General features: G+C 62.0%; 12 protein-coding genes and 1 tRNA gene. 9 read left to right on the forward strand and 4 right to left on the reverse strand.

What is annotated here, in order from left to right:
* The first annotated feature begins 34 nt into the window (after nt 1-34).
* From ATE48_RS17330 to ATE48_RS17345, 4 genes are all read left to right on the forward strand, one after another.
* Nucleotides 35-1,978, forward strand: a complete 1,944-nt coding sequence (locus ATE48_RS17330) for a sensor histidine kinase (RefSeq protein ID WP_156767839.1) — start codon at nt 35-37, stop codon at nt 1,976-1,978.
* 61 nt (nt 1,979-2,039) lie between these two features.
* On the forward strand, nt 2,040-2,630 hold the full coding sequence (locus ATE48_RS17335; RefSeq protein ID WP_066775328.1) for a uracil-DNA glycosylase family protein: 591 nt from the start codon (nt 2,040-2,042) through the stop codon (nt 2,628-2,630).
* Nucleotides 2,570-3,601, forward strand: a complete 1,032-nt coding sequence (locus ATE48_RS17340) for an alpha/beta fold hydrolase (protein ID WP_083197440.1) — start codon at nt 2,570-2,572, stop codon at nt 3,599-3,601. Before ATE48_RS17335 ends, ATE48_RS17340 begins: the two co-directional genes overlap by 61 nt.
* A gap of 27 nt (nt 3,602-3,628) precedes the next feature.
* A complete protein-coding gene (locus ATE48_RS17345; protein ID WP_066773769.1) occupies nt 3,629-4,606 on the forward strand; it encodes an SAM-dependent methyltransferase in 978 nt (325 codons plus the stop codon).
* Here ATE48_RS17345 and ATE48_RS17350 read toward each other — a convergent pair.
* From ATE48_RS17350 to ATE48_RS17360, 3 genes are read right to left on the reverse strand one after another with little or no spacing between them, the layout of a single operon-like run.
* Nucleotides 4,573-5,586: an ABC transporter ATP-binding protein gene (locus ATE48_RS17350; protein ID WP_066773773.1), complete on the reverse strand. Its 1,014-nt coding sequence runs from the start codon at nt 5,584-5,586 to the stop codon at nt 4,573-4,575. The genes ATE48_RS17345 and ATE48_RS17350 overlap by 34 nt on opposite strands.
* Nucleotides 5,583-7,157: an ABC transporter permease gene (locus ATE48_RS17355; protein ID WP_066773775.1), complete on the reverse strand. Its 1,575-nt coding sequence runs from the start codon at nt 7,155-7,157 to the stop codon at nt 5,583-5,585. The genes ATE48_RS17350 and ATE48_RS17355 overlap by 4 nt, the downstream gene beginning before the upstream one ends.
* Nucleotides 7,158-7,184: 27 nt before the next feature.
* Nucleotides 7,185-8,222, reverse strand: coding sequence for an extracellular solute-binding protein (locus tag ATE48_RS17360; RefSeq protein WP_156767840.1), 1,038 nt, complete (start codon nt 8,220-8,222; stop codon nt 7,185-7,187).
* Between the two features lie 138 nt (nt 8,223-8,360).
* Here ATE48_RS17360 and ATE48_RS17365 point away from each other — a divergent pair.
* A tRNA-Val gene (locus ATE48_RS17365) sits at nt 8,361-8,435 on the forward strand.
* A 619-nt stretch (nt 8,436-9,054) separates the two neighbouring features.
* Nucleotides 9,055-11,439, forward strand: a complete 2,385-nt coding sequence (locus tag ATE48_RS17370; protein ID WP_066773779.1) for a formylglycine-generating enzyme family protein — start codon at nt 9,055-9,057, stop codon at nt 11,437-11,439.
* 1,036 nt (nt 11,440-12,475) lie between these two features.
* Here the strand turns inward: ATE48_RS17370 and ATE48_RS17380 are convergent.
* Nucleotides 12,476-12,898: a GFA family protein gene (locus tag ATE48_RS17380; protein ID WP_066773783.1), complete on the reverse strand. Its 423-nt coding sequence runs from the start codon at nt 12,896-12,898 to the stop codon at nt 12,476-12,478.
* 247 nt (nt 12,899-13,145) lie between these two features.
* Between ATE48_RS17380 and ATE48_RS17385 the strand changes: the two genes are divergently transcribed.
* From ATE48_RS17385 to ATE48_RS17395, 3 genes are all read left to right on the forward strand, one after another.
* Nucleotides 13,146-13,625: a hypothetical protein gene (locus ATE48_RS17385; protein ID WP_066773785.1), complete on the forward strand. Its 480-nt coding sequence runs from the start codon at nt 13,146-13,148 to the stop codon at nt 13,623-13,625.
* A gap of 245 nt (nt 13,626-13,870) precedes the next feature.
* On the forward strand, nt 13,871-14,509 hold the full coding sequence (locus ATE48_RS17390; protein WP_066773787.1) for a hypothetical protein: 639 nt from the start codon (nt 13,871-13,873) through the stop codon (nt 14,507-14,509).
* Between the two features lie 164 nt (nt 14,510-14,673).
* Nucleotides 14,674-15,411 (forward strand): hypothetical protein, encoded by a 738-nt coding sequence (locus tag ATE48_RS17395; protein ID WP_066773789.1) that lies wholly within the window; start codon nt 14,674-14,676, stop codon nt 15,409-15,411.
* Nucleotides 15,412-15,461 lie beyond the last annotated feature (50 nt).

The raw sequence follows: 15,461 nt of genomic DNA on the forward strand, positions 1-15,461 counted from the left end.
AACCGCAGCGTTTCTCGTCTACCGAGAAGCGGCAATGCGTGCTGCCCTGGATTCGACGCTCGCTTACCTGACTGAGCGGCGGAAGTCCGAGGAGCGGTTGTTCGACGATTTGCGTTACGTCCAAAACGGCGCGCGCCAGCTTTACCAGCAGCACCTGGGCCGCTTGGAGCCACAACAATCGGCGCGACGCTTTGATCGGCTCTTCCCATTGCAGGCGGATGGCACGCGCCGAAGCGCCGACATGCTGTTTGATGGCGGTCTCGATCCAGATGGCATCGATGTTGGCGGCATCGGTTCGTTCATGGCCGACGGGGGCGCGCTAACAGTCGAAGAAAAACGCGAGCTGTACGCCGCATATCTGGTGCTTCGAGACATGGGCCCCATCATGCGCGCCCGACTCAACAACCTCTATTTCTTCACGCCAAGCAATCGCATGGTGATGTACGCGCCCGATCGGGAAGATCGGCTCAGCTATTATCGCCACGAAGCGCCTGCCTCATTCAGCTTCCAGCATGAAGAGTTCGCCCAAATCTCGACCTCGTCGGCAAATCCCGACGCGCTGACGCGCTGCACGGGTTTGCGCAGCCTGATCACCGACCGCACCAACACGCGCTTGTCTTCCGCATGTTTGACACCGGTAGATGTGAACGGCCGCCGCCAAGGCGCGTGGGGCAGCAGCATCACCGTCGCGGATGATCTGCAGGCTTCGGTACGCAACGCTCTGACGGGTATGTCCAACGCTATCCTCGATCGTCACGGTGCGCTCATCGCCCATCCGCGGCTGACGCAAGCGGGGGCTTCTGAGGCAGCGACGGAGGTCGCGGAGGAACTCGGCATCGCTCGTGTCATGGCGTTCATCGGTGAGTCCGGCCAGGACAGCGGCGTGATCCCGACGCCGGTGAACGGCAATTACGTCGTGTTCGCGCGCATCGCCGGCCCGGACTGGATTTTCCTTTCGCTTGTGCCCAAAGAGGCCGCCTCTCAATATGCAGGCAAGAGCGCTGGCGTTTTCTTGCTGATCGGCGTGTTAGCCGTGCTCGCGCAAGTGCTGCTCCTGGCGTCGCTCATGTATCGCTGGGTCGTGCGCCCGACGTTGCGTCTGACGCAGGCGGCAAGCATGAATGCAAGCCTCTCAATCGACGATCTTACGCTTCGCAAAGATGAGATCGGCGAGCTTGCGCGTGCGCTGGCCGAACGCGATCAGCGTGACGCGGAGCGCATGAGCGAACTCGCCGCCGCGAGCGCGAGCGCCGAAGCTGCGAACGCTGCAAAATCTCACTTCCTGGCGATGATGAGCCACGAATTGCGCACGCCGCTCAATGCGATCATCGGTTATACGGAAATCCTTCGCGAAGATGCCGGCGATGAGGGCTATGACGTCACCGATCATGATCGTGTGCTGGTCGCTGCCCGGCGCCTCCTGCATTTGATCAACGAAATCCTCGATCTCTCAAAGGTCGAGTCCGGACGTATGGTGTTGCACATCCAGAACACCGACGTGGGAGATGTCGCTCGCGAGGCCGTCGATGCGGTGCGTCCGCAGGCTGAGGCTAACGGTAATCGTGTCGTGCTGGAGGTGCAACCTGGACTGCCGCTGGTGCGCACGGACGACTTCAAGCTCGGGCAGTGCCTGCTGAACCTGCTTTCAAACGCCTCAAAGTTTACTAAGGGCGGGGTCATCTCGCTGCGCGTTTCTGCGCGCTCGGATAAGGTTGTGTTCGAAATCGCCGACACCGGCATCGGGATTCCGGCCGACAAGCTCGAAACCTTGTTCGAGCCGTTCGTTCAGGCCGAAAGCTCCACCACACGAACGTTCGGCGGAACAGGCCTCGGCCTCGCTATTACGCGCCGCATGGCGCAGCTCATGGGCGGTGATGTGTCGGTGCGCAGTGAAATCGGCAAAGGCTCGGTATTCACGCTCACAATCGCGGCGGAGAGCGCCACAAACGTCGAGCCGGAACTCGAAGCTGCGAAGTAGGCGATCGCGCTGACCCGCGATTGGCGCATAATGACGACATTATATCATGTTCGTAGGCGAAATGAGTTCCGCGCGCGCACTGACATCGCTTGTTCGCGAGATCGAGGCGTGTCGCGTCTGTGCGGACAACTTGCCGCACGAACCGCGCCCTGTTGTGTGGGTGGATGCACGCGCGCGAATTTTGATCGCTGGCCAAGCGCCTGGTCGCCGTGTGCACGAGAGCGGCATTCCGTGGAACGATGCTTCCGGTGATCGTCTGCGCGCCTGGATGGAGCTCGATCGGGACGCCTTCTATGACAAGCGCAACATTGCCGTGGCGGCGATGGGGTTCTGCTTTCCCGGCACTGTAAACGGCGCTGATCTGCCGCCCCGGGGCGAATGTGCGCCCCTGTGGCGTCCTCGCTTGCTGCCACTTTTGAAGAATGTGCAGTTGACGCTGCTGGTCGGCGCTTATGCCCAACGCTATCATCTGGGCGGTGCTGTGAAGTCGAGTCTCGGCGAAACGGTGAGCGCGTGGCGCGATTATCCCGCCGATGTCATGCCTTTGCCGCATCCGTCGTGGCGAAATACGGGCTGGCTGAAGCGCAATCCATGGTTCGAACAAGATTTGCTCCCCGAGTTGCGGCGCAGGGTTTCATCGGCCTTGCGTTGATGGTCTTGGCCGCATGCGTGCCGACAGTGCAGCGCGCAGGCTCTCCGCTTGACACTTTTGCTGGTCCGCGCTTCGAGCCCGCCGCCGAGCGCTTCATCTCTTTCGATGGCGCCGAACTCGGTCTGACCGCTTGGTTGCCTGAGAATGGGCAAGAGCCGCGCGCGGTGATCATCGCGCTTCATGGCATGAACGATTACGCCAACACCTTCTATCTCGCCGGACCATGGTTCGCCGAGCACGGCGTTGCGCTCTATGCCTACGATGCGCGGGGTTTTGGCCGTTCGCCCAATCGCGGCGTCTGGGCCGGCGAGCGGCTAATGACCGAAGATTTGCGCACGGCAATCATTGTCGCGCGCCGCACCCATCCAAACGCCAAGATCGTCGTCATCGGCGATTCCATGGGGTCTGCCGAAGCGATCGCCACGTTCGGCGCTCCCGATGCGCCCGAGATCGATCGCTTGGTGCTCGTTGCGCCCGCTGTGTGGGGCTGGTCGACCATGCCCGATGAATATGCACTCGCACTTTGGGTTGGCGCCCACACCTTCCCGTGGCGCGCGGTGCAGCCGCCGCGCGGCGTCGTCCGCACCCGCACCGCCTCCGATAATCGCGAAGCGTTGCTGCAAGCAGGGCGCGCGCCGCACATGATCTGGTCGACGCGGATCGATGCGCTCTATGGGCTCGTCGGTCTGATGGAGACGGCGTCTGAACGCGCGGCCGACCTCAATGGCAATGTGATCTTCCTCTACGGGGCGCACGACCAGATCATCCCGCGCAATTCCGCCGTCGCCGCCGCGCGCCGCCTGCCGGCCACCGCCCGGACCGCACTCTACGAAAACGGCTGGCACTGGCTGCTCCGCGACAACCAGCGTGAGGTCGTCTACGCTGATATTCTTGCGTTTATCGACGACCCGCACACCGCTTTGCCGTCCGAGGCGCCTCCGCTTTTACCTATCGTCCAAGCAAATCGTTAACGGGATTGGGGTTAGGTTTGCCGCCTTATGGCGGCTCGGAAAGCTCTTTTCGATAAGAAAGGTCTCGCGCTCACGCGTGCGAAGTTCCGCGCGTGGTGGGAAGGTGAGGCCTTCAACGAGGAGGCCGCGCTCGCCGAGATCGAGGCAAAACTCGCCGCCGATCCGCCCGCCAATGATGGCGATCCCGAAGACGAACTCTTTGACGAATTGCCCTATGAGATGCCGCCGCGTATGCAGGCGCTGGCTATCCTTTGGGGCGATGATCGCGTTCGTCCGGGTGACGCAACCGCTGACAAACTCGAACCCGCGCGCATCGGCCTTGCGCCCGAAGGCGTGCTCGCCGTGCTTGGACCGGGCCTCGCGGGGCCGATGGTTGCGGTCGCGGCGGCGCATCCCGGCAAGATTGAAATCTTCGAGTGGCGCGAAGAAACGTTCGAAGCGCTGAAGCATGGCTTGAAAAAAGCCAAGCTCGATGAGCGCGTCACCGCATCGCGCATCGATCTGGAAGCGCACGTCTTCACGCCCGCATCTTTCGATGGCCTGCTGAGCATCGATGACTTCGCCTATTGCGGATACCCGCCGCACTTGGCGCAACAGATCATGAAGAGCTTGAAGCCGGGCGCCTGCGCCGTGGTGGAATGCTATGTTGGCTTCAAGACGCCGGAACTGGCAACAGCGTTCGCATCATCCTTCGCCGAACCACAAATTCGCGCTCATGGCGACATCCTGCAATTCTTTGTCGACGCTGGGCTTGCGCTCGAAGCCGACGAGGACATGACCGACGATTTCCTCTCCACCGCGCGCACCGCCTTTAAGCAACTCGGTGAGAAGCTCGCGGCCGCCGGTGGCCTGGAAGTACCGGTAGCGCGTGAACTAGCGTGGGAAGCGGAAGCTTGGCGTATGCGGCTGCAATTGTTGGCCACGCGCCGGCTTGAGCGCCGCCGTTTCGTCTTGCGCAAGTCCGCCGATGCTCAGCCGGAAAACGCGAACGCGCCAGCTGGCTGAATTCGCACTGAGACGGTTTCGCCAAGCGCCGTTCGCGGCGGTGTCAGCACGCGCCACGTTGCGCCCTGAGCCTCGATCCGCACCAGATCATGCGCGCCATGCGGCCGGACCGCGACCACACGCGCATCCTCGCCCGGTGCAAGCGCGAGAGCCTCGGCGCGCACCGCGACCTGCGCCGCCGTTCCGTTCGCCAAGTGCTGCGAAGCAACCGTCCCGAAGGGCGTTGCGACCACGCCGTTCGCGACGATGCCGCAAAAGACATTGACCGGCCCCAGCGCCGCAGCCGCATCGAGCGAAGCCGGGCGATCATAAGCCTCGCGCGGCGCAGCTTCTTGCAGCACGCGGCCCGCCTTCAAAATCACCAATCGATCCGCCGCTTGCAGCGCATCTTCCGCATCGTGCGTCACGAACAACGTTGTTGTGCGCGCTTCGGCGAGTGTCGCGAGCGTTGCGTCGCGTAGCTCGGCGCGCAGCACCGCGTCCAAACCCGAGAACGGCTCATCCAGTAAGATTGCATGTGGCTTAGGCGCGAGTGCGCGCGCCAGCGCCACGCGTTGTTGTTCGCCGCCGGAAAGTTCATGCGGATAGGCGCCTGCGCGATGCTTGAGACCAACCCGGTCAAGCCAACGCAGCGATGTCTCATCGCGTTCTGCACGCCCGACCTTGTCCAGGCCGAACGCAACATTCGCGCCCACCGTGAGGTGGGGAAAGAGCGAGTAGTCCTGAAACACCATCCCGACGCGCCGTGCTTCGGTCGCGCGTGTGTAATTCTTCGCGGAGACGCGCTCGCCAGCCAGATGGATTTCACCCGCGTCGAGCGGCTCCAAGCCCGCAATCAGGCGAAGGATGGTCGACTTGCCAGATCCCGAGGGCCCCAAAAGCGCAACTACTTCGCCTTCCGGCGCCGTGAACGACACATTGTCCAGGACGCGCGTCTTGCCGTAGCTGCGATGCACGCCGCTGACCTGCACGCTGCTCATGAGGCAACTCCCGCGCGCCCGCGTTCGATGTTGCGCGCAAGGACGATGATCGGCGCAAGGCCCGCGAGGAAGATCAGCAACGCCGGCGCCGCCGCTTGTAGCAGGCGCTCATCACTGGCGTACGAATACGCCTTTACCGCCAGCGTATCGAAGTTGAACGGACGCAGGATCAAGGTCGCGGGGAGCTCTTTTAGAATTTCCACAAACAAGATCAGCGCCGCCGCTGCCAGGCTCGGCGCTGCAATAGGCAAATCAATTTCTGCAAAGCGCCGCCATGGTCCCGCGCCGAGTGTGCGCGCCGAAGCATCGAGCCCCTTCGAGAGCCGCGCCAGGCCTGCATCGATCGGCCCGACGCCAGCCGATGCAAAGCGGGCCGCATACGTCCAGAACAGCGCGGCCAGTGAAAGCGTTGCGCCTAATCCGCCAACCCATCCCGCGTCGCGCGCCAATGCAAAAAGCGAGAGCGCACCCAGCGCAACGACTGCCCCCGGCGCTGCATAGCCCATGCCGGCGGCAAAGATCGGGACGTTGCCCCACGATTTTGCCCGACGTGTCGCCACAGCGATCGCTGCTGCAAGCGCGAGTGTCAGCAGCGCACCTGCCGAAGAAAGCACGATTGAATTGACGAACGGCCCGACGATATCCGCGACGTCCGCGTGCAAGATTGCCAAGCGCCCCAGCCAAAGTAGCGGCAGCGCCGCGCCAAATACGATCAATGCGCCGCAGAATGCCGAAGCCAGGACGCCCACTATTGGATTGAGTTCATAGCGCGGCAGCGGGCGCCAACGCGACGATCCCCCAGTATACGCCGCCCGCCCGCGCGCACTCCGTTCGACGAATAGAAACACCATCGCCGCAACAAGCAATACGGCCGAAATCTGCAACGCCAGCGCCGGCGCGCCATGCGCGTACCAGGCGCGAAACACGGCAGTCGAAAGTGTGCTTAGTCCAAAATGTTGAGCAGCGCCGTAGTCTGCCGCGATCTCCATGCACGCGAGCGCGGCGCCCGCGGCAATGCCTGGGCGCGCCAAAGGCAATGCCACGCGCCAAAACACACGCAGCGGTGACGCGCCCAGCATACGCGCTGCTTCGAGCGCGCATGCTGATTGGCTCGCGAACGCCGCACGCGCGGCGAGGTACACGTAAGGATAGAGGCCAACGGCATAGATGAACGCCGCGCCCCAATAGCCTTGCACCGGCAACGGCGAACCGCCGGCCCAGGTCATGCTCGCGTACGCGTAAGCCAAAATGTAGCTCGGCGCCGCAAGCGGCACGACAAGCAGCCATTCAAACAGCGCACGTCCCGGAAACTTGCATAGCGTCACCAGCCACGCCGCCAGCGCACCAAAGACGACTGCGCCCGTTCCGCCCGCCAGCACGAGGGAGAAGGTCCCGATCGCGCCCTCGCGGATCAGCGCGCCGCCGAAGCTCGCTTCACTTTCTTGGGTCAGTGAAAGCGCAATGACGGCGATTGCCGGCGCCGCACAAACCAAAGTCGCGACAGCCGCCGCCAGCGCCACGCCGTCAAGGCGTGGCGCGTCAGAGCGAGCAGGGGTGGCGGCAAGGCTCATGGGCCGCTGGTTCTAGCGCGTGTTGGCTTAGCTCCAACCCACTTCTTCGAAGATGCGAGCGGCTTCCGCTTGGTGGCGGCCCAACGCATCAAGTGGGATGTTTTCTTCCTTGAACGGCCCGAGCGCCGCGAGGTCGGGCGCTGGTGCGATTTCCGGACGGATCGGGAATTCGTCGTTGAGTGGTGCAAGCGTGGTTTGCGCCTCATCGCTCACCAGATATTCCAGGAACTGCACGGCGCGATCCCGGCGCTTGGCGTACGCGGTGACACCTCCGCCAGAGATGTTGACGTGGGCGCCGGCGCCAGCTTGATCCGGAAACACGAAGCCAACCTTCTCGACGACGGAGCGATCGGCCGGGTCGTCCGAACGCATCATGCGGAAGTAGTAATAGTGGTTGCATACCGAAGCTTGCGCTTCGCCCGCAGCCACCGCCTTGATCTGATCGGTGTCACTGCCCTGCGGATCATGCGCGAAATTGGCGCGCACGGCGGCGGCCCACGCCTTTGCGTTTTCCGCGCCAAGCCTCTCAATTCGCGCCGCCAGTGTAGAAAGTTGGTAGGTGTTTGATGAAGAGCGCATCACGATCTGCTTGCGGAAGCGGGCAGTGCCGAGCGCATCCATGGTCGCGACTTCTTCGGGGCGCACGGCATCCTTGCGATAGACGATAATGCGCGCGCGCTTGGTGAAGCCCCAGAACGCGCCGTCCGGATCGCGCAGGTGCGCGGGCACCTTTTCTTGCAGCGTCGGTGTGGTGACGTTCTGGAGGAGGCCGGCTTCCTTGACTCGCCACAGATTGCCCGCGTCGGCGCTGATAAACACATCGGCCTCGCTTGCATCGCCTTCGGCGCGCATGCGCTCCAGCAATTGCTCGGCGCTACCGGTCAGCGCCCGAACTTCAACGCCCGTCGCCGCTTGAAAGGCCGCGTAAAGAGCGCGGTCGGAATCGTAGTGCCGCGCCGTATAGACGTTGACGAACTTTTCCCCGCCGCCGCCGGGCGTGCAGGCGGCGGCAGCAGTCGCGGAGGCGCCCAAAACGAGCGCGCGACGGTTCATAACGAAGGACAAGGGCGTCTCCAGGGAGGCATTTGAGAATGGTTCGCAATAGGACCTGAAGCGCAGTTAAGGTCAAGCCCCTGCGAGCGCGCCGCTTGACGCAGGCGGGCCGGACCTTATGGTCCGCGCCCTTCGGAAGGTCTGCCTTCCGGGCGCGTAGCTCAGCGGGAGAGCACTCCCTTCACACGGGAGGGGTCACAGGTTCAATCCCTGTCGCGCCCACCATCTTTGCAAGCACTTAGCTTGTAAAACTTTCCGAAAAACACCGTGAACGCCCGTAGAACCTGTAAAACTTTTCGGCGGGCTTTGCCGAAAGTGCGCTGGCGCTGCGAGATTGTTCTGTTGCAGCGGTTGCCACGTGTGTGGTGCACCCAATCGATGTTGCTTACATCGCGAGCGAAGCACTTCAACTAGATTGAACGCTCAAGCCGCTCCGCTTGAACTCGCACAAGCCCAAGTGACCTGAGCTCGAGTGGCGCTGGGAGCAACACCATTCGCGATCAAGTTTGACGCGCACATCATTTGGATCATCCGGCGGGTTTCCACTCAATGCGCGTCAATCGAAAGGTTGTGACAGGAGGGCAGAGATTGGCCCTAAGCGGACTCTGGCACGAGCGGACTCTAGAGTCTGCTTCGGCGCGAAGGAGACATTCACCGAGCGACGCGATGGAATCAAAGCAGACCTCGTCATTTCGCCGTGACCGATGGGCAAGATCGCGGAGATCGTGTGGATCCCGTCAAGCGTCGTCATCGACCGCTGGCACCGCTGACGGAGCCAGCGCGCTGAGCTTCCCGGTCCCTTGAATGCGCGCCTTTAATGGAGCAGGCTCGCCCCGGGGAGCGCATGGTCCGAGAAATCAACATATCGAGCGCCGCGAGTGCGTTGGGCGCGGTGCGGCTCGCGGTTAATGTGGCGATCTCGTTGGCGGGCCTCGCTTTCGTCTGGCTGTCGATGTTGCTGATCATGCAACCGTGGCCGTGGGTCGTGGGCGGCTTGGTCGCCGTCCTCGCCGTGTTCGCGTTGGTTGTGTTCGGCCTGCGCAGCATGAACTTGCTGGTGGGGGCGCTGCCACCCTTGGCGATCGTGGCCGCTATCGTCGCGCTCGTTGTCATCGTCATCAACGAAAAGGATACGCCGCCGCAGGCCGTGGATGCGGCGGCCATACAGCAAGTCGACGCCGTAGGCGGCGCCATGGGGATTGTAACCCTCTTCGGCGGCTTGGCTTATTTGGTGATCCCTTTCCTGTGGGCGTATGTGCGATACGCGTCGTTGTCGCCGGCCGGCCGCATGATCGCGAGCCCAATGCCGCGCGTACGCACGATCGGGGCGGCGTTCAGCGAAGTGTTCGGGTCGTGGCGCGGTTTTCGCCGGCCGCTGCCGATGCGCGTGGGCTCCAGCACGCTGCTGACGATCGCGGCGATCCTGCAATCGCTCGGCGCTGCGCTCACGGCGGGGCTGACGCTGACCTTCGTTGGCCAGGTAGCGTTCATGCTCTTTCCAGATGCGCGGCCGCAGGGGCCCAATGCGCTGATGGAGATCGTGCTTACTTACGGTGGGACGTTTGGTGTGATCGCGGTGCTTTCGTGGATTCCGCTGCTGCTCGCGAGCGCGTTTCGCAACGCAGCGCGCGGGCTTGCACGCCAGGGGCTTGCGGCGCGCGTGAAAGCCGACGAACGGCCGCCAACTCTATTCTTGCGCAGCTTCCAGGATGATCAAGTGGGCCTGCCGCGCACGCACTTGCTCGCGCGCGGCTTCGCCGGCGAGCTGGGCACGCGGCGCATCGATCACATCCTGGTGGAGGAATTCAGCCGCTACGCGCCGGTTGTTGCGCTTGGCAAGCCGGGTGAGAAGTCGCTGCCGTTTGGGGCCGCGCGCGTCTATTCGGAGCACGAGAATTGGCAGGCGACTGTCCACGAGCTCGCGGCGAAATCCAACTACATCGTGCTGATCGCCGATCCCAGCCCGGGTGTGGCCTGGGAAATCGAGAACATGCTGACGGGGCCGTACCGCGACAAGGTGCTGCTCATCTGCGCGCCGCGCCATGGCGATCTCCGCGAGGTTGAGGCTTTGCGCAATTGGCCGCCCATCGCGTCCGCCGCCAGTTCCAAAGGACGCATCATCGCCGCCTACACCGCGCGCGATGGCTCGCCTGTGCTGTTGAGCACACGCGGCAAGCCCAGCGCGCAGACTTATCAAGTGGCGTTGCAGGCGTTCTTCCGCGAGCGCGCGGCGGTGCTTGGCGATGCGAAGGAAGCGGTGCGCGCGCCGACGGAATTGAAGGATCGCGGCTCGCCGCTCGGCTTTGCGCTCGGTGGGGCGCTGACGGCGTGCTTCGCGCTCGGCCTGCTGGGCCTCGGCGCTCTTTCAGTTAGAGACATCCTTGCGCCCAATCTCGATCCCGGTCGGGATGAGCGTTCGGTCAGCGCCGCGGTCGGCGCGCCGCTGGCCGAAGGAGAGTTCGACGATTGCGAAGGCGCCGATTGGTGCCCACGCATGGTCGTCATCCAGGGCGGGAGCTTCGTGATGGGCTCGCCGTCCGAAGAGGCTCCGCGATGGGACGACGAATATCCTCAGCATCTGGTGACCGTGCCTGGATTCGCGGTTGGAAAGTTCGAGGTGACCTTCAACCAATGGGAAGCCTGCGTGCGCGCGGGCGGTTGCACGTCCAACCCTCAGCCGTCTGACGAGGGATGGGGACGCGGCGATCTTCCCGTCATCAACGTGTCGTGGAGCGATGCGCAGGAATACGTTCGCTGGCTTAGCCAAGCGACGGGCGAGAACTACAGGCTCTTGAGCGAAGCCGAGTGGGAATACGTGGCGCTCGCCGGCGCCGAGCTACCCGCCTTGGGGGAGGCCGCGCGCGACAGCGCGAACCTCGGAAAAGAGAGCTATGGCGGCTTCGGGGGTGATGCGCAGGGCGCGGACCGCTGGCTCGTCAGCGCGCCGGTTGGATCGTTCGCGCCCAACGCATTTGGCGTGCACGATACGATGGGCAACGTCCAAGAATGGGTCGAGGATTGCTACAATGGGACCTATGACGGCGCGCCAACCGACGGCGCGGCGTGGACGAGCGGCGATTGCTCACTCAGAGTGATGCGCGGCGGCGCCTGGAGCAGCGTGCACAACGAAGTCCGCGCGTCCTCACGGACAAGCTATTCGGCTGGCAGCGGCGACACCGGCTTTCGCGTGGCGCGATCCATGCCACAGCCGGAGGCTCCAATCGATTGAACCGGAAGATGACAACCAGGGGCCAGCGTCGGTCGTCCGATCGGAAGCGGCGCATCCAGGGGCGCGCCGTGCATCGCGCCGCATCAGAAATTCGAGCGCGATCACTCCATTCAACCTGTTCGTTTCCGTCGACTTCGCATGATGCCAGACGCTTTTGGCTTCTACCAAAGCGTAAGTTCAAATCAGAGAGCAAGCCGCATCGTGCCCCCACGCCGAAAGCGAAAGAGACGGTGCGCTGAATGGCTCGTTGCGACGCCAGGATCTGCTTTGCGGTGCACTCAAGTCAGAGCCTACTTCTGGGAGGTTTGAGAGATCGCGACGCGCTCCGGTCGCGGGCTGCTGACGCCAGCGTCACGTTTTGAGCGACCAAGCCATTCGAGATTTTGTACCGGACGGCCTAGGTTGGCCCAAAGCGGACCTAAGCGAAGTGAGCCCCGAAGCGTGGCGAACGTCTGTTTCCGCCCGCACTCAGAAACTCTGTTACCTAAACCATTCCGGGCAAAGATAACGCGCCATTGGATCATCATTATAGAGTTCGTCGTCTACGGTCCAACCGCCGCCAAAGGCGGGGGTCTCAATTGCTCCGGTCGCGCAATTGACGCGATCCGGTGGTGGCGCAGCGCCTGACAAAGCGCCCGACGCGCGGGGATCACGATTTTGTTCGGCGCTGTGGAGCATGACAAAATAAGTGTATCCGTCCCCGTCGCGACGGATGGAATCCAAATCTAAATAGAACCACGGATCCACCTGAAGCCATCGTTCGGCGGCTGCAACTCCCACAACGGACAACGAAGACATCACAACAGCTGCCGCGAAGAGCGCAAACCTTGTGCATTTCATCGGAAAATCTCGTGTTGGTTGGGTAGGAGTCTCTACCTGCCTTAGCCTTGGCCTTCAATCGGGAGAAGCGTACTCGGCCAAAGGGATAACGTCCGTTATCGGCGGCAGTGTGCCGTTCCCCGTGTGCAAATGCGAACGACTGAACTGGAACGACTAAGCCGGTCGCGGAACTTGGCTCGTCGCAAGAGCGACAGCGCTATTCCGGTACCTGCTCGTCTGACCCGCCGAACGCGCCCGGAAAGTCTTTGAACTTCGGCAGACCGTCCTTCATCGGCAGAACAGTTTCGGCGTAGTTGATGTGCAGGCCGGGCGTGAATGCGAGCGTCGGCAGCGTTGCCGAGAAGACATCGACCACACCGAGGCCCGGATGATTGGTCATGAGGTGGCCCCCGCACTTTAAGCAATACTTGCGATCGCTAACGGGGGTCTTGTTGTAGGTCGCCACGTGCTCGTTGCCGGCGGTGACCCGCACGCTCTCTGGCTTCCATAATGTGAAGGCATTTACCGGTCCGCCCGACCAGGAGCGGCATGAGCGACAATGGCAATAGCCCATGCCTTCGGGCTCACCGGTGGCTTCAATCTTTACCGCGCCGCAGAAACATTCGCCTTGGTATGCCATCGCCCGGGTCTCCTCAGGAGAGGAACGCTAGTTCGAGATGAGGATCGAGTCACGAGCGGCAGAGTTCGGCGAACTTGAGCCGCCTAGGTGGGTAGGGCGCAAGCGGCAGCAAGCGAGAGAGTAGGCCGGTCGCAGAATTACTCTCTACGGCCTACGTTGGCGCATTCTGTCCGATCGCCTCTCTGGCGCATTCCTGGCGGCAACCGGCTTGCGTCGCCGAAAGCATTCGCAAGAATGTCGAATCGCAATGTCCGACGCCGAGCTTCCCCGTCACACGCGTCCGCGTGCCTATGCGGCCAGCGAGCTTTTCTTGGACATGTTGTACGCGGTGCGCTCGCGCGCCGGCGACATGGACTTGGAGACGTTGCTGGTTTTTTTAATCGTCAACGAAGCCAGCATGCGGCCGTTGCTTGTCGGTCCAGGCGCGAAATTAGAGTTCGTGAACGATCCGGCTCCGCCGCCCGAGGCGCGAGGTGCAATCTCCCGCATTGGGATTGCGGACAAGGCAATGTTGGCGCGCGAAACAGTACGCCGAAAAGTCAATCAGCTCATTGAAGCGGGCTTATTCCAAGAGCGCCGTGACGGCGAGGTTCAAGCTGTGCCGAGGTTAGGCGAGGCTTTGTTCCAGCAGATCGGCGATGAGTGCTATGAAGCAGTGCGTCGCTATCACCTTCGTTTGATTGAGCTTGGTCAAGCTGGTGTGGCGGGCCCAAGCTGCAAAGATTAGTCCGAGCTTTTCTGCAAAGCTCGTCAAAGAAGCGATTTCAAATGTGCGCTTCGGCTACGCAAGCCCCAATTGGCGGTGGCGGTGAGCGACCGAGTTCGGCGAGAGCACGCCGAATTGACGGGCAGGGCGCGAGCGGCTTGTTTGGAGCGCGTCAGCCGTTCTGAAATATTCGCTGTTGGCGCGGGTCTGGCCCGGAAACAGGCATTCTGAAATTGGGCTATAGTTCTGGACGGTAGGAGGCCTGCGTGGCGTTTGAAAGAACATTTCAATCGGCCTTTAGCAACGGAGCGAGATTCTTCGCGCTGTGGGGCATCGCGTCATTTGCATTCTGGTTTGCGTTGTTAGTGCTCTACGCTTGGGGGCTTGCTGACGTTCTTCGCCACGGGGCAATTCACGCAGAAGCAAGACGACTGCAGGACTTCCTTGTTTTGCCGATCGGGATCGGTTCGGCGGTGACCTTCATAGCGTCAGCTTATGAATTTTTGCGCCGCGTATACCGAGTTCGCAAATTCTTGATCGAGCGCGGCGGCCTCCAATTTGCTAGTTGGCCAGAAACGATGATCGCTTTTGGTTTTCCAATCGCCAACTTCTTTGTCCCGTGGAATCGACTGGACGTAATCCGCGAGGCGCTACGGTCACATCGCAATACCGGCAAATTCGCACTCGTCTCTGACCCGGAAAAGAAGCTGCGAACCTTGGGCATCGTTTGGGGCGTAATGTCTCTGGTCACCACCCGCGGCGCCATAATCGAAGACGCGACGTGGATGGCCGTTTCTCTGATGGTGGACGTGGTGATGGTTTGCCTATCGCTCTGGACTTTCGACATGGCGACGCGGTGGTTGTCGGAGCTACAGACCGACTTTGAGGCGCTCACCACCGTATGATTGCGTCAGCTTCCGGCGAACTTGAGTCGTTCACACGGGCAGGGCGCCGCCGGCAGCTTTGGATCGACTAGGTCAGTCGCGGAATTTCGTACAACGGCCTACGATGGCCCAAACCGGACTCTGATGGAATTGCCGTTTTGCGTGGCTCGCATTAGCGGTGAAGAATGACGAAGGACGGTCGCCCCTCTCGGATTGCCGATATCCGCCACTTCTTCGGCGACCTCCACACGTACCTTAAGGGGCATGAGGAGGCCGTGGCGTTCGGAAGGCGCATTGCTTGGTTTCTGAACGGCGAGGGGTTTAGTCTGGGTGCGTACCCGGCGCTGTATCTCTACTTCACGTCTGCGATTCCGTCTGGGGCCACGCAAGTGACCGACTACGGTGGCGATTGGTGGCAGCGGTACACTCATGTGGGAGTTCCGCCGAATTTCCCTGAAGTGCCCGACGCCAACGAAGTGATTGTAAAAGGCACTGTTGAAGCGCTGCTTGCGATAAGGCCCGATCAATCTGATTTGATAAAAAAGGCAGAGCAAATAGTTAGAACGAACGGCGCGGAACTGCGCTTTCTGTTGAAGCGTCATGAAACAAAGAAGCGTACGGTCGAGGTTGCGTTCTCAATCGCCGCTTGGCCGCAACCTTCGCATCTTCATGTGTCGATCACTGACAAGACCATTGGCGCTTACTCCGAGGCGGCTCCGGTTCCGCTTCGCTTCTATGACGAAGCCTTTGACCTCGCTGGCTCCGTGAAGGTCAGTGACGCCGCAACCACAGTCGAACCCAACGATTCTTTTCGTGCGAAGCTCGCTTCGGCGGAGCATGGCGGCCCGCTCTCGTTCGAATTGACCGCCTTCACGCCGAGCCCCAGACCCGTAAGCTCAAACGCGGTGAAGCGAAGGGGCTAATGTCGCTTCTCGGCGAGATCGCGCCTTAGCGGACGCAGCATGACCAACGG

The organism is Candidatus Viadribacter manganicus (genome assembly GCF_001679665.1).
Classification (GTDB): domain Bacteria; phylum Pseudomonadota; class Alphaproteobacteria; order Caulobacterales; family Aquidulcibacteraceae; genus Vitreimonas; species Vitreimonas manganica.